This window comes from Flavobacterium sp. NG2, assembly GCF_034119845.1.
Lineage (GTDB): Bacteria > Bacteroidota > Bacteroidia > Flavobacteriales > Flavobacteriaceae > Flavobacterium.
The window spans coordinates 2,205,719-2,228,230 of the sequence record NZ_CP139420.1 but is presented as its reverse complement, the minus strand read 5'-3'; the positions used below and the strand labels follow the sequence as shown (position 1 = coordinate 2,228,230).

General features: G+C 37.4%; 9 protein-coding genes. All 9 read right to left on the bottom strand.

The window, feature by feature from the left end; translation table 11 throughout:
* Window positions 1–214: 214 nt before the first annotated feature.
* Window positions 215–1,681 carry a sulfatase gene (locus SLW70_RS09225; RefSeq protein WP_320888025.1) on the bottom strand — a complete coding sequence of 489 codons (1,467 nt, stop codon included), beginning with the start codon at window positions 1,679–1,681 and terminating at the stop codon, window positions 215–217.
* Between the two features lie 13 nt (window positions 1,682–1,694).
* Window positions 1,695–3,329 carry a sulfatase-like hydrolase/transferase gene (locus tag SLW70_RS09220; protein ID WP_320888024.1) on the bottom strand — a complete coding sequence of 545 codons (1,635 nt, stop codon included), beginning with the start codon at window positions 3,327–3,329 and terminating at the stop codon, window positions 1,695–1,697.
* Between the two features lie 89 nt (window positions 3,330–3,418).
* A complete protein-coding gene (locus SLW70_RS09215; RefSeq protein ID WP_320888023.1) occupies window positions 3,419–4,825 on the bottom strand; it encodes a sulfatase in 1,407 nt (468 codons plus the stop codon).
* Window positions 4,826–4,994: 169 nt separating this feature from the next.
* A complete protein-coding gene (locus tag SLW70_RS09210) occupies window positions 4,995–8,573 on the bottom strand; it encodes a glycosyl hydrolase (protein ID WP_320888022.1) in 3,579 nt (1,192 codons plus the stop codon).
* A gap of 33 nt (window positions 8,574–8,606) precedes the next feature.
* Entirely contained in the window at window positions 8,607–10,916 is a 2,310-nt protein-coding gene (locus SLW70_RS09205) for a hypothetical protein (RefSeq protein WP_320888021.1), read from the bottom strand.
* Window positions 10,917–11,024: 108 nt separating this feature from the next.
* Window positions 11,025–13,394, bottom strand: a complete 2,370-nt coding sequence (locus SLW70_RS09200; RefSeq protein WP_320888020.1) for an alpha-L-rhamnosidase C-terminal domain-containing protein — start codon at window positions 13,392–13,394, stop codon at window positions 11,025–11,027.
* A gap of 106 nt (window positions 13,395–13,500) precedes the next feature.
* Window positions 13,501–16,980, bottom strand: coding sequence for a glycosyl hydrolase (locus SLW70_RS09195; protein ID WP_320888019.1), 3,480 nt, complete (start codon window positions 16,978–16,980; stop codon window positions 13,501–13,503).
* A 204-nt stretch (window positions 16,981–17,184) separates the two neighbouring features.
* On the bottom strand, window positions 17,185–18,597 hold the full coding sequence (locus SLW70_RS09190; RefSeq protein ID WP_320888018.1) for an L-fucose/L-arabinose isomerase family protein: 1,413 nt from the start codon (window positions 18,595–18,597) through the stop codon (window positions 17,185–17,187).
* A 513-nt stretch (window positions 18,598–19,110) separates the two neighbouring features.
* Window positions 19,111–22,380: a family 78 glycoside hydrolase catalytic domain gene (locus SLW70_RS09185; RefSeq protein ID WP_320888017.1), complete on the bottom strand. Its 3,270-nt coding sequence runs from the start codon at window positions 22,378–22,380 to the stop codon at window positions 19,111–19,113.
* Window positions 22,381–22,512: the final 132 nt, after the last annotated feature.

Sequence of the window (22,512 nt, the reverse complement as noted above, 5' to 3'; positions counted from 1 at the left end):
ATTATATTTCTTCCTTTTGATATTGAATTAATCCCAAACAAACGAAGTAATAAAAAACTGTTTCTATATCTTTTAACCAACTTCAACATTAGTCTTAACCGTTAAAAAAAGATAAACACCAACTGATTACGACACGAATCGGTTGTTGTTTTTACAAAAAAACACAGTTAAAAATAATTTTAAAACTGTGTTTTTCAACGAAAGATTAATTAAGCTACCAATGCTTAATAATCAAATAATCCTCTTCTTTTAAGGTGTTTTTTATGGCATCAGGTATTTTTCTTCTAGGTGTATCTTCGTCTAGCCTGAAACCTGCTTTGCCCTTTCCCTTTATCAAAGGCATAGTTCCTGCTTGCTCGTTTAAAAAGTCACCTTGAGCTTTCATCCAGCCAAACAAGTCTTTTGTCAATCGCTCTTTAATTTCTTTTAATTCGGGTTTGTTTATTAGATTATGCTGTTCAAAAGGGTCGTTTTGCAAATCATATAATTCTTCAAAGGGTTCGTTTTTAAAAGCATTAGCACCTCTACGAATGAAAAAATCAACATTGGGTTTATTTGTTAGATTCTGTTCTACCACATCAACAGAATTGAAGTTTCGGATGTATTTGTAACGGCTATCACGAATCATTCGAGACGGAAAAACTTCCGAATTGAGAATGTTTTGATTGGTTCTCACCCCATAAACGTATTGATGAATGGCGGTGTCTGTCCCTTTTAAAATGGGCAAAAAGCTGGTACCATCCATATCAGGAGTCGCTTTGCCACCAGCAATTTCCATAAAAGTGGGCAACACATCGGTATAATGTATGAGCTGTTTGGATTTGGTTCCTGGTTTGATCACCTTTGGCCAACGAGCCACAAAGGGTACTTTCAACCCAATATCTTTTACTGTAAATTTCCCTGAAACTCCATGGTCTGCACTGTAAATAACTAGCGTATTATCTCCCAAATAGTTGTCGGCTGCTGTAAGCACTTGATTTAATTGTTTGTTATCTTCTTCAATGCTTCTGTAATAACCTGCTTTGTCTTTTATAAAAGCAGCATTGTTCTTTTTACTTTCATTAAAAGGATAAAACTTAATATCCTTTGCAGTAGCTCCCTCTACATTAAAATACTCTGAATGTGGATAATAAGAAGTAACCAGCATACAAAAAGGTTTCTTAGCCTTTTTAAAATAACTCTGAATACTGTCTATAGGAATGTATTCTCTTGGCCCTTCGGGTCTTTCTACCGCATGCCATTCTTTGTCCCAATCAAAAACCTCATCAGGACTCACATGACTTTTTCCTGCTAAAACCACTTCATACCCAAGTTTTCGCAGATGCTTGGTAATACTTACGATATCGGGTTTTACTTTGGAATGATTAGCAAAACAACCGTTTTTCAAAGGATATTTTCCTGTGAATAATTGCGATCGACTAGGCGCACAGATGGCCTGAGCGGTAAAAGCATTTTCGAACAAAATCCCTTCTCTGGCAATTCGGTCCACAGCGGGAGTTTTTACTTTTTCGTTTCCGTAGCAACCGTAATCATAGACATCTTGGTCATCCGATAAATAAAATATAATGTTGGGCTGTGTGTTTTTAACATTTGCTTGTTCATTTTTCTTTTGAGCCGAACAAGAAGTCATTGTTAAAGCGATACATCCAAAAACAAAGAATATCAGATTATTTTTTCTCATTTTATTGTACTAATTATTGATTGTATTTGTTAACTCCATCTGCTTTTGGGTAAAGTACTGCTGCTCCATCTTTTACAAAAGTTCCCGTAGGCGCTTTATTTGCTTTTAACCAAGCGACCATATCCGCATTCATTTTTAAGGCAATCTTCATATCTTTTGCAGATGGATTTTTCAAAAGATTATTATTTTCTTCTAAATCTTTATTCAAATTGTATAGGGTGAACTCTTCTGTTTCATAATAATAAAACAGTTTATAATAGGTTTTACCAATGCGTTTTTGAATGAGTGTGGTGGGTCTAAATCGTTCATCCATATAGCCTGGGAGATGCCAAAACAAGTTTTCTCGGTCTATACATTTTTTGTTTCCTTTTAAAATAGATGCAAAAGAGGCACCATCATAAACGGCTTTTTCGCCATTATTTTTTTTCATAGACGTAACCGAAGCCCCTGCCATATCGGCCAGTGTAGGTATAAAGTCTATACAATGAACCGCTTGATTGGAAATACTATTTTGTTTGATTACCCCTGGATACCTAAAAATAAGCGGCACTCTAATTCCTCCTTCGTCCAGACTTCCTTTTTTTCCTTTAAGAGGGACATTATCTACCAAACCTCCGTTATCCGAATAAAAAATAAATATCGTATTGTTGGTAATATCATCTGATAAATCGCCGTCTCCGTTAGGGTCTTTTAAGGCTTTATTTATTTTACCCACGTTTTGGTCCAAAAGTTCTATCAACGAACCATATTCGGCCAATCGAGGACTTAATCCTTTTTTTAAATATTTCTCTGTCAAATCTTTGCGACCTACCACATCAGAATGCACAGCATGAAAAGGTACGTACAGAAAAAATGGATTTTCGCCCCTTGCTTTCTCTTTGATATAATCTACGGCATAATCACCAATGGCATCGGTCAGGTGTTTGGGGGTACCCATTAAAACCGATTGTTCACTATTGTTTTTGTAGGGCGATAAAGTTTTGTCAATATATTCTTGATTATACGGATTAGCATATTTATCAACAAATTCTGAATCGAACGTCCATCCATTCTTATCTGATTTTAAAGCCAAATAAGAGGATTCTGTTTTTTTTCCGTTTACCATGACCTTAATTTCATGGTGAATATCGGCAGGTAAATCAATGCCGTAACCTGCTTTCAGCGGGTGTGGTGTACCATGACTTTTGCCTATTAAAGCAGTAGTATAGCCCTGGTTTTTTAGCACATCAAATATACTAGTACCTACATCAGCTATAACATTTTGTTGTTCGTGCGGCTTAATAGGTAAATTAGGAAAACCTTTGGTACGCTTGTCGGGTCTATAAAGCGAACCAACATTGTACACTCCGTTGTCAACCCCAGTAGCATACTGACCGCTTATCAAGGCCGCACGAGAAGGCGCACAGTTTTGATTGGTGTAGGCATTTGTAAAAGACATTCCTTCGGAGGCTAATTGAGCGATTTGAGGAGTTTGATAGATTTTAGAACCATTATTGAAATTCGTATTACCTGTGCTTACATCAGTCCAACCTAAATCATCTGCAAAAATCAATACAATATTGGGTTTTGATTTTTGTTGACTTTGAGCATTTCCTGAAAATGAAAACAAGGAAATTAGTAGTAAAGCAAAGCGTTTCGTTTTTTTCATTTATAACTATTTATAAAATTTTAGCTTATTGAGGTTGTTGAAGTCTTCGACTCCCGAAACTTCGGGACAGACTGACATTTAGATGGCAATTAATTCTTTTTTAAAAAATCCTTACCCCATTTTGCTCTTAATTCAGCGGCTAATTCCTTTACTGTGTTTTGATAAACTGGTTTTTCAGCCAAATTATCCAGTTCTAAGGGGTCGGTTTTGTGGTCAAAAAGCATGCGGGCATACGCCTTACCTTGGTCATCTGTCCATTCGGTATAAAACAAATCGTCTTTTATCAAGGTTACGGCATCTTTAAACTTACTTACTGCCCAATTTTTATCGCTTTTCTTTCCGTTGATAATAGGTACAAAGCTTTTGCCTTCCACAGTAGTAGGGTTTTTCAAACCTGCTAGTTCTACCAATGAGGGATAGACATCTATATATTCTACAATATCATTGCTTACAGTCCCTTTTGTTTTTCCTGGTACTTTGATAATTAAGGGCGTTTTAAGTGCTTTTTCGAAAGTTGAATGCTTGCACCACAATTTGTGCTCTCCTAGATTCCAACCGTGGTCTCCCCATAAAATCACTATCGTATCTTCTTCTAAATCCAAACGTTTCAACTCGTCTAGAACCAAACCAATTTGTGCATCGACATAACTCACGCAAGCATAATAACCGTGAATCAATTCTTTGGCCATTTCATCTTGCAAGTCTCCTTTCTTTGGAATGCCATCGTATTGACGCAATTCGCCATAATTATGAAAAGCTACTTTTGGAGTTGTTTCAGGTTGCATATAATTTGCTGGAAGTTGAATTGTATTTCTATCATACAAATCCCAATATTTTTTAGGTGCATTAAATGGTAAATGAGGTTTCATAAAACCAAGTGCCAGAAAGAATGGTTTATTTTGACCTTTCAATTTGCGCAAATCTGCCATTCCTTTTTGAGCAATTTTGCCGTCAAAATAAGCAGTATCGTTCACATTTGCATTTTCAAAGGCAACCCCTCCCGCTTCTGAAAGATTGGCTTGGGCATTTTTTTCAATATTTTCTGCTAATTGATAATTACGAATATTTCCTTTTGGAAACCATCGGCTGTCCCAAGCTTTGTTGTCATCTTTTTGATGGTGGTAAATTTTTCCGTTAGAAATGGTGGTATAACCATTATTCTTCAATAATAAAGGCAGTGACATCGCATCGGGATTGTCTTTGTCTTTTTCGGTATAAGCATCAATAAAACGGTAACGAGTAGGTCTGGTACCCGACAAAAGACTTGCTCTTGAAGCACCACAAACGGGAATATTGCAATAGGCTCTATTAAACACCAAGCCATCAGCGGCCAACTTATCCAGATTAGGCGATTTGATTTGGCTTGCCCCATAACAATTCAGTTCCGGACGCAAATCATCGACTGCAATGAAAAGAATGTTGGGCATCTTCTTTTTGGGCTGCGCAAATGCAAACAAACCAATCGACAAAAGGGTTATAGAAAGTATATGCTTCATATAAAAGTTTTTTCATTAAAATCTTAATTCTGTTTGAAACATAATTTATGGGTAGCGACGACACCACTACCCAGAAAAAATGCCAAGAATCAAATATATTTCAAACTTTTAAAAATACTGTCCTGTACTGTATGGATGCCGTTTTAAAGCATTTCCATTTTAATTGAGCCTATTTCAGCACTGCCACTTTTGAAACTATAATTTTAACAGGGCCTAGCAAACCCGATGGCAGCAGTTTTGAATCTTTATGCCAATGTTTAAAAGCTGCAAAAGTAGAACGGTCTGTGGGACGTGGGCTATTGTTCAAAAGCCAATCGGGCCAATTGGAAACATTAGGCCCTTTTCGTTCGTAATCCAAAGGCAGTTGTTCATCGCCAATCAAACGGTTGGGCCAAAGATTGGTAATTTTTATTTCTAATGTATTATTTCCAGCTACCACTAACTTATTGATATCAATACTAAACGGCGCTTTCCAGTAAACGCCCAGATTTTTGCCATTCACAAAAACTTCAGCAATTTCCTTTACAGTTCCCAAATCTAATTGTAACGAATACTCCTCTTTTAACAAATGCGCTGCAATATCAAACTGCTTTTTATAACTGGCCGTACCCGAAAAATAACGAATATCATCGTTAACTGAAGTTGTCCAAGATGTTAAATTGTTGAAGGTTTCCTTTAAAACCGTTTCATTCTTCATCGGAAAACTTACCTCCCAAGCCCCTTTTAATTCAATAGCTTCAGGAACTGATTTTACCTTTAGAGTTTTGGTTTTACCCGTAGTAGTTTGGTACTTCAATTTCCCAGCCCAAGGGGTGACCCAATTTAATTTTTCTTGGTTATAAATCAATTTAGGTTCTGCTGTTGCCTCGGTCAATTTGAGCAGACCTCCATCAGAAACCGTCATAGTCTTCACCTCATCATTGATAGCATACTCCAAGCGCATGGATTTTTTGGTCAGGATTTCATTTCCTTCAAGAAAGCTTTCATTTACTGGAATTTCATACACTCCTGAGCCCACCATTTTTTTAACCTTTTCCGTAACATCATACAGCTGATTATTTGCAGGAAGTCCTTCAATTCCTCGTTCAAATTTTCCGAAAATTGCTTTTAGAATTTCTAATTTTCCATTCTCAGGCGCAGCAATTTCCAGCCACTCTCTTTCCATCGCATTTTTTTCGAGAATTGCATTTCCTACTTTGTATTGAAGGCGCAATTCTTTTTTGTAGCCCGGAGCAGGGTCACCGCCGCAGAGGTCTCTAGTTGCCTGTACTTTCAATTGATTGTTTTGAATACTTTTGGCCACTACTGCTGTTACATCAACCACACCATCAGGCAAGAAAATACCATATTCGGCTTTGATGATTTTTAAGTTGGAAAGTGGGGTACTCCTGTTTTTTTGAACTTCTACAGAGGCACTTAAAAGATGATTTCCTGTATCTATTGAGTTTCTAAAAACAACAAAAACAGCTGCTTCTGAAGCAAACGGAATAGCCACAGTAGTCGTCCCATCTTGATTATCCTGCCAAATGGCTGCCTTGGTAATGGCGCCTGTTTCGGCATTCCAAAATTCAGGTTGCTTGCCTGTTACTCTAAAACGACAGTTTATCGTTTGACTTTCATTTAGCTTATTGACCACAAAATAAATATCGGTGTTGGCTGTTTTTCGGTGGATGTATTCTAAAACTTTATTGCTTCCATTTACAACAGAAAAATCAGGTGGTAACGTCCCTTTTTGTAAGCTTTTAACGATTGAACTATCTTGTATGAGTCCGTTATCCCATAAGGCATCAGCTATTTGAGTCAGTTGATTATCGCAGTTAGGAAAATTTTGAAGGCTAGGCGATTTTTTGGGTTTTGTACCCAAAATAACAGCACCTCCTTTGGCCAATTCTTCTAATTTTTTCAGTATTTCTGGTGTCATCCAAGGCGTGTCAGGAAGCACCAACGCTTGGTATTTGTCGCCAACTGCGGTACAAATCAATCCCTCTTTTACCGATAAACTGCTTATTTTATTAGAACCTATCACATCGTAATCATAGCCTAAAGCTTTTATTTCGGGCATCAATAAGGCGTCATTTGGCGAGGCTTCTCCTGTAAACACCAACAAATCGGCTACCGATTTGCCTTGTTGCAGCAAAAACTGGCCACGACCGATATAGTCTAAAAAGGATTTTCCTTGGTTCCACCAAGTATTCAATCTGTTAAAATCAATTCCGAAACTTTGTAAAGTCAAGCCCGGCCCCAGATTCCAAGGTTGGTGCACATAACAATGAATCACAAAACGATTGATGCCTTGCGCCCAAGCCAAGTCGCCCATCTTTTTCAATGCACCCGGATGCCTTTGCCAACCGCCCGTATCAGTAAAAGCTTCGGCTTCGGCAATATTGTTGCCATTTAATTTGGCTATCGAAGCGACAAACTTAGGCGAATCGAAAAAAGCTAAATAGCCACTCCAAAATTCAGACATCACCAAATCGGCCGTTTCGCCCACTTGCATATTATCAAAAGGGCCCCAATACGGTTCAGTTGAAATGAGCATGCCGTGTTGATGGCTAAGTTCGGCCATGCGTCCATAATACTTTTTAGCCATTAAATCACCAATGGTACGTCGAAAGTCCCAAAGAAAACGTTCGGATTCTTCGCCACTTTCTACATAATACCCCGCCAGCGTAGGCAAATACAAATGACAATCATAGGAACGCAGTCTTTTGAATTCGGCAGCAAAATTTTTAGTCCAGTTGGTTGTCCCCACTTCATAACTATCAATATGGCATCTGTTTACCACTGTTCCTACTAGACCGTCCAATTTGTTGAGGATGGGCATTATATTTCCATTCCAAAATAAATCAACGGCCTCCGTGCTCATTTTGTCACATTCTAAACCACGACCACCATCACTGGCAAAACGATTCATCTCGCCCGTGGGTGTATGTCCAATACGCAAAATCACCCAATCTCCTGCGGGTGCTTTCCAGTTTAAAGAACCATCAGTTGCCAGTTTAGACGTTAAATCTATTATTTCTGATTTTTTTACGATGGCCAAATCCGAAATCGGTTTAGCATCAGGAGCTAAATGACTGCGCACTTTGTCCGAAAGGGTTTTTATATCCAATTCATCGATGCGTTGGTTGCTTTTGGGATTTGGAAAAGCGAGTATGGCGATGTCTTTGTAATAGTCTAATTTGGTTTCGGGTTGAGGCAGTTTCCCTTGAAAAACTTTATTTCCTTGATGGATGGTTTTAGAATACACCAGTTTTTGCATGGCAAATTCAGGAGTAATGGCAGGACCGCCCGAAGACGACCAACCAGCGCCATTGTGAAAGCCCAATTCCAATCCTAACCGTTTGGCTTCTAAAGCAGCGAAATGAAAGAGTTCTAACCAGTCTGGACTTAAATAAGACACCACGCCTTTGGGATTTCCCAAACTCACATTAAACAGAATAGCACCTTGAATCCCATTCTTTTTCATCGCCTCCAAATCGGCGGTGATACCTGCTCTACTTACATTTCCATTAATCCAAAACCAGATGGTTCTGGCTTTTGCCGAGGCAGGAGGATTTTGGAAATTTTGTTCCAGCGTTGTGTTTTGCGCTATCCCTTTTGAGAAGAACAAACACAATAGCAAGCTTATAAAAACAGTTTTGTTTTGTAATATTATTAGTGTTTTTAGAAAACCTTTTTGATTCATTATACTATCTACTTTAATTAGAGGATTTGGTTTTTCTATCCTTATTTCAAGAACCTTCATAGTTCTTTAAATTTTACTCTTTAATTCTTAAAATTATTCTTTGAAAACTTTAAGATTGTCAAAAAGATTATGGTTATAGGAACTTCCCAATAAAACATATCCATTGCCTGTATTGTGGGTTAGTTCGGTTAACAATACCCCATCAACAAATGCTTTAATCTCTTTTTCTTTAAAACTAAGTTTTAGATGGTGCCAAATACTTCCGTCAAAATTCTTAATAGTCCCCGAAGCCAAAATTGTTTTATCGAAAACCAGTTTCCAGTTTCCAGTTTTTTCAAGCATCAAACGATGTCCTTTTAAATAACTGCCTTGTACTCTTCCTCCTAATTCAACATCACCACCATCGATGAATACATCTACGCTACAGGTAAAATCCTTCCAGTTGATGTCTCCCACTAAAGTATTGGGTTTAATATTCGACTGACGATACACACGCATCCAGTCGTACCCTTGTTCTGGATTGATTTGTTTCAAACAATTTGTTCCATCTTCTTTTTTGGCAATTTCAAAACTCCCTGTCTGGTCTGAATGGTATTTAGGTAAATCCCCTGCTTTTCTATCTTCATAATCTTCACTATAAGGAAAAGGAAAAGCCGTTTCATTAGGAATTGTATAATGCCCTTTTTGTTGACCTGTAGTGGATGTCAATGAATAGATGCTCTTAGCGTCAAGATTTATTACAAACTTTCCATTTTTAGGACTAATGCTTTTTTGCTGAACAAACTGATTATTTTCATCTGATTTCCAAACTGTAACCGTTTTATCCGACAAGCCTTTTTCAATCTTAACTTCTAAGGTCTCAGCCTTCTCAGTACAAATAATCATACTCCAATTATCGCTGTTTATTTCTTTTAAACTAACACAACTTCCTTTGTAAGTTGCAGCATCAAACAAGCCACAAGCTTTGTCTAAATACTGCCATTTGTTAGGTTCTGCAAATTGTGTGGTGTGCGCTGTTGCCCAAATAGTAGGCCATACTTCATAATAACCACTCCAAGGACTGTTAGCTTTCATAGCTCCTGCCTTATCCCAAGTAACCGATTCATATATCGAGCCAATAGGAGCCCAAATGAGGGTTTTGGTAATTTTATCTCGAATATAAAACTTGTTGTATAAACGTGCTAGATTGAGTGCCCCGGCTCCACCCCAGTCTTTACCTGTCCAGCTCCAATCTTCACTAGCCCAAAGCGGTTTTCCCGATGCTTTGGCCTTGTCAGTTGTAGGACGACCTCTACCATCCACCATATTTTCATTGAACTCACGTCCCGTTATATAGTGATATCCTGAGGCTTCTACCACCTTATCGAATTCGGGATCCTTTTCAAAAGCTTCAAAAATTTGCCAATCGCCGCTATTATCATCTGGTCCTTGAATTTTCACTTTTTTGTAGCCTCGGGCATCCAATAGGGGGCGCACTTCATTGACCAACCAATCGCGATCCGTATAGTTCTCGTTTTCGGCCGCTGCTACCCAGTCGATATCCAAATTCCAATCGCGTTTTGCCACATCCATAAATGAAACGAAATATTCAGCAGATTCTTTGGTGTAAATATTCGGTTTCAGATAGCCTGGAAAACTCCAAGGCAGGTATTCTAAAATCAAGTCTCGATTTCGGTTTTTAGCTTCGCGCATCAGCCAAAATTCATACCCTCTAGACACTGGATTTTTTAATTCTTCTCTAGTAATAGCATGCGAGGGTTCAGACCCACAAGTGGAATTTTCGCCACCACCCATTTCTACTTTTAGATGCTGAAAACCAGCCCCAAACTTGGGTTTAAACAACAAATCTAAAATTTGACTTCGGTAAGGATCTTTATAATCGTACAATAAATCAGTAGAAGCACCCGCACTAACGCCTCCAATTCCTTCAAAAACCCGACCCTTATCTTTTGGGTTTAAAGTGATTTTTACTACCCCTTTTTTTTGTTCAAAAACGGGTGGTACAAAAGTTTTTTCAGGGTTTTTAATATCACCCATCACAAACCAAGAAGGTTCACTGTGTAACACCCCGCGATTATTACCCCAAACAGTCACCATCCAATAAACTTTTTGTCCTGATTTTAGGGGTTCACCCAAATATTTATAAGGTCCTGTACCTGCATTGCTTGTTGGCCCCGTATCCCAAATATCAGGATACTTTAATTTCTCAATACTGGTGGCCATCATAATCCGAAAACCTCCTTGTTCTGGACTTGTTTTATCTCCTACAAATGTCCAGCTAAAACTGGGATGCGTTTTGGTAATTCCTACAGGATTTGTTTGTCCTTCGCATTTTAGATTTTTGATTTCCATAGCCTGTACCATTGTACTGATACTCATTAGAAAAAAAATAAAAATTCTCATAAATTGACTTTTTTTAGTTATACAATACGTTTATCTAATCTGTTTTTTTTGAATGAAAAATAAAGAATAAGGCCTCTAGGCTTATCTATTCCAAAAGAGGGTACCCTATTATTGGTATTGAGCAACCACTAACCATTTGCCAGGAACAACTTTAAACATGATATCATTTGAATCTTGACTTACATATTCAAAACCATCCAATTGTTTGAATTTCTTACCCCCCTTCCAAACATTTTTTCCGTTTACTAAAATCTTGCTAATCTTTTTACCTGATTTAGGTACATAAATGGTTGCTGTTGTTTCTTTGGGAGAACTTAAATGAATAGAATACCTATCTTTTGTTTTATTGACTTCAACAGAAATATCTCCTTTTACAGAAGGAACAATTTGCTTTACATAAGTTAGATGCGCTAGATTTGGTTTTACTTCAAAGGATTTCCAAGCAACATCAGTTGCCTTTATTCCTGCAATATATCTAGAGAGTACATAATTAGGAGCATTCCACGCATGGTTAGGGGTACCAGGTTTTTTATCGTCAAATTTTTCATAAAGCGTTGTTAGTTCTTTATTATTTACTTGAGATTCATAACGCTGTTTCATTCGCAACAAGCCCTTATCATATTGACCTGTCAACATAATAGCCTCTTGTGCAAGCCATTCCATGTGAGGACTTGCTTTTTGAACAGGAAGTAAAATAGAATCTACTAATTTGTCATAATGGGCTTTGTCAGCCAAACCACTTACAATAGCCAAAGACGTGGTACGCTCTTCTATTGGTTTCCCTTTTGTTCCATAATGTGTTCCTTGCCAATACTCATTTGCGAAGTTTTTTTCAATACTTGTTATTCGATTGCTATACCATTCAATATCTTTATCTTGCTTCAATGCTATTGCCATTTTTTTGGCAGCTTTTAGCGACATATAATACCAACAAACGTTCGTTGGAGTTGGGTCTGTATCTTCCCCCCAATCTACCCAATTGGCATAGCCCTTGCGATGTTCGGGTAAACCATTTGGTTTCATTTTCCAAAGATTTAGATAGTTAAAAATAGCAGGATAAGCATTTGCTAATGTTTCTTTATCTCCAGTATTGTAGTAATATTGCCAAACTACTTGATCAATAAATTGTAAACTTTGACAGGTCAGTTCGCTACTTTTTCCTCGGTAAGCACCAAAGCCGGGTGCCAACCCTTGAATCGTATCACCAGCGCGATAGGCAATCGTATTGTCAATTCCTTTCTTCAGCAATTGGCGTCCAGCACCATCCAAAGTGTAGAAAATGGCACCTGTTTGATCGGCTACATCACCTATCCATAACCCACGTTCTCTATCAGGACAATCCATATAGCCATCACGGGCGCATATATACAAGGTATTACGAGCCATCCACCAAAGACGTGTAAAATAATCATCATTACATTCAAAATTACCTGTCATTTCTCCAACACCTGTCCATCGGTATTTTAAGTCTAATACCTCAACACCTGGCGGAATGCTGTAGGTTACAACATGACCATTTATCCAAGAATAACTTTCAAAGGCCTGCTCCCCATCTTTCGTAATATAAGTTCCACTTAACATATTAAATGGATTGTCGGTATTTGCAATAATGGTTTTACCCGCAGTGCTATTCACTTTAAGATAAGGTGTGATTTGTTTGTTGAAAGGAAGTTTAGCATGGATGATTACTGTAGTATCTGTATTGTTTTTATAAGGTAATTTAATATTAACCTTATCCGTTTTGGAGCTAATTTTAAGTGATTCATAATCAGTTAAGCCTCTGTCGTTCCATTGCGGAATAGCTCTTTTTACTAAATTCCCCCACGGTAAACTGTTTGCCAATCCTTTAAGGCTTGGACTGCTCCAATTACTATCATCATAATTTTGAGAGTACCAAGACTTATCAGACCAATCCCCCATAGCCAAACGTGCATCAAATTTTACATTGTAAGCATTTACACGATTGGCAGAATCGCCACCGCCACCGCTATTGGGGTCGTAAGCTGGATGCAATTTTAGCTTCCAGTCTGTATTTGATTCTATAATCTGATTTCCTAAATTGGCATGAAATAAGAGACCGCCTTTGCCACTATCGTCATGAACTTTTCGTGTTCTTCCCCAGTACCAAACCAAAATAGCGATGGTGTTTTTACCTTGTTTTAAATAGGGTTTTAAATCTACCTCATCATAATAATTGGTGTTGGGTGCCGCTCCACGAGCCAAACCACCTTCAAACAAAACTGCTTTACCATTTACCCACAGCCAATATTTGGTATCTACAGCTAAATGTGCCAAAGCTTCAGTAGGAACATTTTTAAGATCAAAAGTTTTACGAAAAGCAACCCAGGTATTGGCTGGTCCTGCCTCTTCTTGCCACATCCATTGTGCGTTACCCCAGTTGGGGGTTTTGGAATAGCCAATAGTTACCATTAAAACCAAAATTAATGAAGTGCTGATTTTTTTTCTTACTGTTATCATTTGTGCTTTCATCTAATATAGAGTAACAGCTTTATCGCTATTTTGTATTTTTTTTACTTTTTATGTTTTAAAAAAATTTAAAAGACTGTTTGTTATTCAAAAAAAATCATTTATTGAAATAGGTCTTTAGTGTAACAGGCCCGATTAAACCGGATGAATCCAATTTTGTATCATCCTTTTTAGGAGGATTGGTAGTCCAAGTTTTTTTAGTTTCTTTTGAACGTGTGTTATCAAAAATCAACTGATTTCTCCAGGTATTAGTCACTTTGACTTCTAGTGTATTGTTTCCTTTTTTAATAAATTTACTCACATCAAAAGTAAAAGGTGGCGCCCAGCGTGTGCCTACTTTTTGTCCATTGCACCATAGTTCGGCAATGTTGGCTACTTCACCTAAATCAATGCTACAATTTTCACCAATACTTTCGAGCTTGAAATCTTTGGTATAGGTTATCGTTCCTGAATAATGTTTTACTGCATTATTCTCGTGGTTTGATAATGATTCTAATTTTGGTATTTGAATGGATTCGGGAGTACCCCAACCTTTTTCAAAAGCAGCTTTCCAATTATTTTGAAGAGTCGTTTCTTCAACCTTTAATTGAATTGAATTGACTATTTCTCCTTCATAAAATTGATAAGTACCCGATTTTGAAGCTAGTATGTCATTTCCTGTTTTTGAAACAGTTATTAAATTATTGTTATTATGAATTCTATACCATCCTTTTTCTGAACTCAAAATCGTTTGGTTTTCAAAAACAATTTTGGAACAACTCGATTTCTTTTCGCCTTTTGGAAAAACCACTATAGCACTACCACTTGGACTAAAAGATAAGGCCACATTAATTCTTTCCTTATCCTTAGACCAAACCAAGGCATCTTGTTGTTCCCCTGTAAAGGCATCCCAGAATTGAGGATGGGTATTAGTCACTCTAAAACTTAACGAAACATCAACTGGTTTATCGCTTGTTGTACTCACAAAATAAATATCCGCATCGGCGGTTTGGCGGTGAATCCAATGAATTGGTAAACCTTCAGGCACTACAACATCAGGCGCAATGGTTTCGGCTTTTAAAACCTCATCAAGGGTTTGTCCCCAATACACCTTACCCAAGCCCCCTTTTTTAACCCCTCTATTTTCAGTTCCCCATAATTCATCTGAAATGGATTTGAGTGTTTTCAAATCGTTTTCATCATCCATCAAACTGGGAGACCCCATTGGTTTATTCCCAACAATCACTGCTCCTTGAAGCACTAATTCTTTTAACTTTTGAAGCGTTGAAAGCAACATTTCATCAGAATCTCTAAGTAAAATAACTCGGTAATCACCTGCCTCTTTTACATTGATTTTTCCGTCTTTTACCGATAATTTAGTTTGTAAAATTTCTTCATTCAAATAATCAAAACGATAGCCTTTCGGAAAATAATCCAAATCAGAAGGCGGACGTACAAAATCATCGCCATAATACCAAAGTACATCGGCTACATATTCGCCTTGTTGTAGCATATATTGGTCACGTGCCAAATAAGTAATCCAATCTGGCATGTGCTTCCACCAAGTTTGTTTTCTAACCAAAGGAAAACCGATATTTCCTCCAAAACTTGAACCAGGAGTAACATTGGTTTGTGGGGTATGTGAAAATGTATGGAAAACCAAATGGTTAATCCCTTTTGTAAAATTATAATCTATCAAGTATTTGACATCAAAAGGGTGTTCGTTCCATTTTACGTTTAATTGTGTACAGGCTTCTGCGGCTAATTTTGGTTTGTTATACAAATGCATGGCAGAGGTGGCAGAAAATACTAGTTTATCGTTTTCATTTTGCTTCGAAGGTGCAGTAGGATACCAAAACTCCGTCATGGGTATATCACTGACACCATAATAACGCATAGGGTCAATAGGTAAGACTTCACCACCTGCTCCTTCGGTATATACTTCTGTTCCCATTTCATGGGCGATTTTTGCAAAATGGCTGAAAAAATTATCTACATACACATCATCCATGGTTTGGCGTATATCCCGTAAAAACTTGGTGGTTACCTCAGGGCTTTCAACGATATATCCCATGGTGGTTGGTAAATATTTTTTCATGCTATACCCACGACGCTTTTCAAACTCTTGAAACATATTTTCAGAGTTTATCGTCCAAGTAGGCACGTGACTTTCCCAACTATCAATCAATAAACCTTTTAGTTTTCCGTCACCAATGGGACCACCAGGCTGAATCATCTTGCCAATCATCCCCTTGCGCAAATGATTTTCAATGGCTATTTTATCTAATTTACTCGATTCCCAACCCGTCGATTCTGGCATGGCAGGTTTGTTAGTAAGTCTCATATTGATATGACCAAAACGTACTACTGTCCAATTTCCGTTTGGAACATCCCAAGTTAGTTTACCATCTGAGGACATTTTATCAGTAATATTCAAAATTTTATCCGCAGGAATAATGGTGTTTTCGGCATAATGATAGGTCATTTCCTCTTTAATACCACGCAGTGTTTTGGCTGCTTTGGCTTCGTGATTATGAAGCCTTGGTTTTGAAGTTAAATGAATAAATTCTGGTTGAATAACATGAGTCCCTTCAAAAGTGAAAACAAATTCTTTTGCTGTAGTTTCAGGAACAGCCAATGTTAAATATTTTTGTCTGTCATTCCAGTGACCATCAGGTATTTTAATCGCTGCAATCTGAGTTAGAGTATTTTCTAAAACTGCTTCTACTTTGAGGGTAACATCTACTTTTGGGTATTGTGAATCCGTTATAATATGCCGCAATGGAGGCAATTCTATAGAACGAAAGGTAACGGGATTATTAAATATCGTTTTTACCCAACTGTTTTTTGTAGCTACTTTGGCAATCCCTTCGGCTCTGTATTGTGGCAATTCTTTGTCAAGCATGGTGGTTTTGGCTGTGACAATGATTTTAGAATTAGGGTTAAAAATATCTTCCCAAGGTACAATGGTATTATTAGTCTCTACTTTTGAAGGATTGAGTATGGCTGTATCGTCGCCTTCTGGAGTTGGAAATGCCAGAACCTGCACCTCTTTATAATCATAATCTGGAGTTTTATACAAAGAATCAATTGATAAAACTTCATTAAATTTCGCTCCACCTTTTAATCGGTAAACCGTTTCTACAATTTCTCTTTGCGCCTCTTGGGCAGGTACCCAAGGACCGCCTGTCATGGACCAGCCGGGGCAATTTTGCATCGTAAATTTTAAGCCTAAACGCTTGCATTCATCGGCCGTATGACGCACCATATCTTCCCATTCTGGTGATAATACTTTGATTTGTTTAACCCCTGGAAATACCTGTCCGTTTTTATTAAATAAATGTACTCCTTGAATACCGGCATATTTTATTGCTACTAAGTCGAGTGTAATCCCTTCTTTGCTAATGTTATTTCCGTTAAAATGAAACCAAGTTTCGGGATGGTATTGCATTTCTGGTGATGAAAACCCTTTTTTTAATTTTTCAAGACTTGTTTCAGGGATGTTTTTTCCTGAAACAACAGCAGTTTTTTGAGGTTTACAACCTACAAAAAACAGCTGAATACTTAATACAAAGCATACAATAGAGGAAATTTTCATGATTTTTATTTTAAAAAAGTGTGTAAAAAGTAGAAACTATTGCATTAATAGTTTTGTATGATTTTGAAACAACATTAAGAATGAGGCTTCAAATATTCATTTACAACTTTATTTTTATTGTTGATAAACTTAAATCTTAGCTATATAATTTTTATCCTGTACTGTCTTGGTTATTAACCAAAAAAATCCATCCCTAAACAAACATTAACAAATTCGCACCACTTTTAATTTCAATAAATTACCGAGTTTGTCAATTTTATTAGCAATATGTCCAACTCCAATGGCACAATGATGCGAAGGCCCTTGTTTAGACCATTCGTTCATAAAAGCACGTGCGCCAATTGAAAAACGATAACGGCTGTTGGTATTTCCTATTTGAAGCACAGGACCTGCAACTGATTCACCTTCTGCCACTAATAAAAAGACTTCATCTTTACCTTCTACCACAGAGAGTAAGGTTACGGGGCCGTGTTTTACGGTCATTTGTATCGAAAGACCTTTACCAGGTTTTCCGTGGTAAACAGGAAGTGGCACTAGTTGTACGTTCCCTTCGGCAATGGCAAAATGAGCGGGACCATCATGACCAAGCATCACAATATCATCGTTAAAATCCATCGCATAAAACTCCGAAAAAGAGCCACCCACACCAAAGGCATCCATGATTTTCATGGCTTGGGCATTTTTAATTTCGTATTCTCCTGCAACTGGAATATTTTTCCCAGTTAGCAAAGTATTTCCAGCGATTACTGAGGTTACAATATTTTCATATTCATTCCCCGATTCTCCTTCGTAATAATAAGCCAAAGAACCTAAATTGTGATTTTGTACCAATTTGTCTAAGGCAACCGAGGTTTTGGCGGCACGAATTAATTCTGCTTCTTCGCATTCGGCAACAACTGTAAATGTTTTTTGGAACTCGGCTAATTTATTTTGAACTTCTAATTCTGTTGCTTCGTCTCTGTGTTTTTTGAGTTCGCACATTTCGACAATCTCTATGTGTGTACCAAAAGCGGCGGCTTGTTTGGTTAAATCAGAATAAACATCAAGCATCCCGCAGTAATAATGCCCTAAAACACCGAGACGGTTATTGTGCATCACATCGGCTACGTTGGCAGCTTCAAGCCAATCTTGAATTTCATCCCAAACCGATTGTTCACCTAAATATCCTGTTACAAACTCATAGTCCAAACCGGAACGGTTAAAAACATTGGCAATTTCTGGAACAGAACAGGCCTGGCAATGCGCTAGCCATTCGCCAGTCATTAGACCACGATCGCCCATTTTATTGAACTTTTCGTAATCAATAGCAGCTACTGGTTGGATATTCAAAATCACTATTGGGCATTTTAATTTTTGAACCACTGGTAAAACAGTCGATGACAAAGCATAAGTCGAAACATATAAAAATACAATACCCACGTCTTCTTTTTTCAAAAATTCAGCTGCTGTTCTTGCTCTTTCTGGCGAATCGATTAATCCTACATTCACAACCTCGGCTCCGAAGGTTTCCATTTTATTGGCAATTTGGTTTTGGTAGCCTTCCAAACGTTCTAACAAACCCTCAAACTGTGGCCAATAGGTATCCAAACCGATACCAAACAATCCTACTTTTATCATTTTATTATTTTTATTAAATACGCAATCATTCACCTGCTATCAAGGAAACAAAATTTATTTTTAAGCCACAGATTAAAAAGATTTTAAGGATTTTATTTATCTAATTAGTAAAATCCGTACTAACCCTAACTAATTCTTCTTTAGCTATGTTTATTAAAATATTTTGAAAAAAATCTGTGTAAATCTGTGTAAATCCGCGTGCAAAAAATCAGCACGCAGATTTACACAGATTTTCGCAGATAATAATATACAAATTCGTGTAAACCAACTTTATATATTTTTTAATCTGTGTGGATCTGTAACCCGAGAAATAGTAAACGTTCAAAATTAAGTCTTCACTTTCTTTAAATTCTATCTAACTCTTTTTAAAATGTGTTTATCAAAAGATTTTGAAAAAAATCTGCATAAATCTGCCGAATCTGCGTGCAAAAAATCAGCACGCAGATTAGGCAGATTTTCGCAGATAATAATTTAGATCTGATTCATTAATTAGGTCATTTACCTTTGTGTTTTTTACATATAAATTTTAAACTCGGCTATTGAAACCGCTTTTTGTCCCTTATCAATTGTAATTCTGCACTTAGTAGCAGTTACCGTTTTAAAATTGTGTTCTTTGTTTTGCCCACAGCTTTTTCCTGTTGCTAAAACTTTCCATTCTTTTCCGTTCCAAAACTGAATTTTGTAGCCTTCAATAGTAGTTCCTAACTCATTGATGATTACTTTGCTAAAGGTTTGTGGTTTTACCCATTCGACTTCTAAATACTGGTTATTGGCGTCTTTAGCCTGCCAGCTGGTTTCGTTGTTTTCATCATTGGCTTTGAAAGCTTCGAAACCAGGCAACTTTTCTGTTTCAATAAACATCGATGAAGCGTTCATTCTGCCTAGTAAAGCCAGGTTTTTATTAGTCCCTATAGGTTCTGGATAAACGGTTTTTGGCAATTCGCTCACCTGAAAATCATAGATTCCAGATGACACATTATAGATGACATAATTCCCAACAGCATCATTTTTTTCGGTACCTAGAAAGCTAATTCCTTTGGCATTTTCTGCGAGTACTTTTCCTTCTTTCACCCCATTTTTAGAAACAGCTGGTACATACACCTGAGCGGTAGAATTGACAGGAACTTCGATATGGAAATTGGCAGTGTTATTTTTCTTTGTCCAATTGACAATTACTTTTCCATACATGGATTCGTATGCTGTATTGGCAAAAGTTAAATCACCCACAACTGCTGGTTTTATGATCATATTTTGCATGCCTAAACTTTTAGGATTAGGACGAATACCACCAAAACCTTTGATAAAATAACCGCCAATTCCTGTATAACAAGTATGGATTTTACTAACACCAACCGAAGACCAACGTTCTGGCCAAACGGTTTCGCCCTGTGCTATAAAATAGCCATAACTAGGATGATGCTTGTCCTGTAGCAACTCATAAATCAAATCCATGCGCTCTCCATACTCGGTAAAATAACGGGTGTACATACCTTGTCCTGAACTCCCCGTGTCGTAATACGGAAATTTGTACAACACATTATCTACTAAAACATCCGTTACTTTTTTCTTTTCGGCTTCGGGGGTTACGCCTGCAATCAAAGCAAAGGCTTGATTGACTTGTTGCCCATTGCCATATTGGCCTGTTTCAGCATTATACGTCATTTTATGCGTAGCTTCTCGTTGTACTTTTAAACGATTGGCAAAGATTTTTGCTTCTTCGGTTTTGTTTAATTCTAAAGCCATTTTCTCGGCATTATCTAGCATAAAGGCATAAACACAGTTGTTAAAATGAATCGCTTCGGGCGAGTTGCTACTGGTCCAGAAATTTCCTTTTGGAGTACACCAATCGCCTAAACCAGGGAAATCTCTAGCTCCTTGTGGCCCTGTAATCAATGCACCTCCCGACTCATAATTAGAATTTTGATACATCCAAGTCATCCATTTTTTCATCGACTCGTAGTTATCTTCTAATACTTTTTTGTCCCCCAACATTCTGTAGGTTTCCCAAACTGTTAAAGGGCTATTGGCTTTCCACATTAAAAAAGGACGATCGTTTTCATTAATAACACCACGAATTTGACCATCGGGAAATTGTGAATCGCGCGTGTATTGTAAATACTGATCCATGTAAGCACCACTTTCAAAATTAGGTAGCGCATCACCGTACATGGCTGCTACGGTCACTTCACCCCAACCTCTTCGCTCGCGGTGTGGGCAATCCATTAATATTCCGTCAAGGGTATTGGCTAGGTAGGTATCCAAATTTGTTTTGTAAATCTGGTTTAATAATTTACTCGAACTTTCAAATGAACTAATGCGTTTACGGTCATTGGTAATCACAAAACCTTTAATATCGGCTAATTTGGGTTCGTATTTCAGACCATAAACGGTAATCCAGCGTCCACCGGCGACATTGAATCGGTTGGTAAATTTTCCTTCACCCGATTTTCCGTAAATGTATTTGCTTTTTTGCTCCCAGTTCATCACTTTTTCGGTTTGGTCGCTAATCTCAAACAAAATCGAATCGCCAACAGCCCCTTTGTACAATTTCATTTCAAAAAAACCAGTATAATTGCGTCCCATATCAATGCGATAGGTACCGTCGGCATTTTTTTGAATTGCAATGGGGTTAACCTCTTCAAACTTGACTTGAGGTTCCACCATTTGAGCACTTAACTCGGCTGTAATTTCAGTAAACCTTCTGTTTTTGAATCGCTCTAGACCAATAACCTTATCCTCATTTACCGTAACATTTTCATTCCTTTCGGGGATGTTTTTATTTAGTTCCTCGGCATTGTAAATACCCGCCTGAGACCAATTACTATCATCATAATCTGCCGCATTCCAGTTATCTTCTTTTTTTCTGTCATCAATGGTTTCGCCACCAAAACGCAAAATATCCCAATCCCCATAATACTGACTGTTACTTACTTTACATTTCCATGTTTCATCAGTACCAAGGGCTAATTGAGTAGTTCCCAGTTGGATTTCTACTTGAGCTTTGAATGCAAAAGGCGGATTTCTGTACTCGGTAATGCGGTCCCATCTAGCCCAACCAGCGGCATGCCAAACCGCAATGACATTTTTCCCTTTTTTCAAATGCTTCCTAATATCATACGTCAAATACGGAATTCGCTTTTTCATATAAGACGAAACAGGATTCATTACATTATCGGTCACTTTTTGACCGTTTACATACAATTCATGGTAACCAAAAGACCCCAAATAAACATAGGCCGAACTGGGTTGTTCTGATAAATTAATGTTTTTGCGGTACCAATTGTGGTCGGTTTTCTTTTGGTCTTTCTTAAAAATCCACTCGCCTTTCCAGTCCTCTTTGTTCAACAAACCCATCGTGAATTTGGCATCTTCACTCCAGTTCGACTGCACACCTGACACATCCCATATACGGACTTTCCAGAAACATTCTTGACCAGAAATTAATCGCTTTCCGTTATAAATGGTATTAACGGATTGATTGCTTTCTACTTTTCCAGAATCCCATAAATCGCCGATATTTTTATGTAGGTTTTGAATACTAGTCGAAACAACAATTTGATAGGCTGTTTGTTTTTGACCTCTCAGCTGTTGGGATTCTAGAAGTTTCCAACTCAACCTAGGCAAGGTATTATCAATCCCTAAAGGATTCGTTCGATACTCGCATCGCAAGTCCACGACTTTCACTGTAGAATTGGCAAAACAACAACTACTAGACACTAATAATACCGCCAGAAACAATTGGAAAGCATTATTTATTACAAGATTTTTAAATTGGTTTTTCATTTTACAAAACTTAAAATTGTATTTTTTGATTTGGTTTTTAATAAAAAAGCATATTCAGAATAAAGAGTACCCTTTTGAACAAATAAATTTATATTTACAGCTTAACAACTTATATTTAAATACATTTGTTAT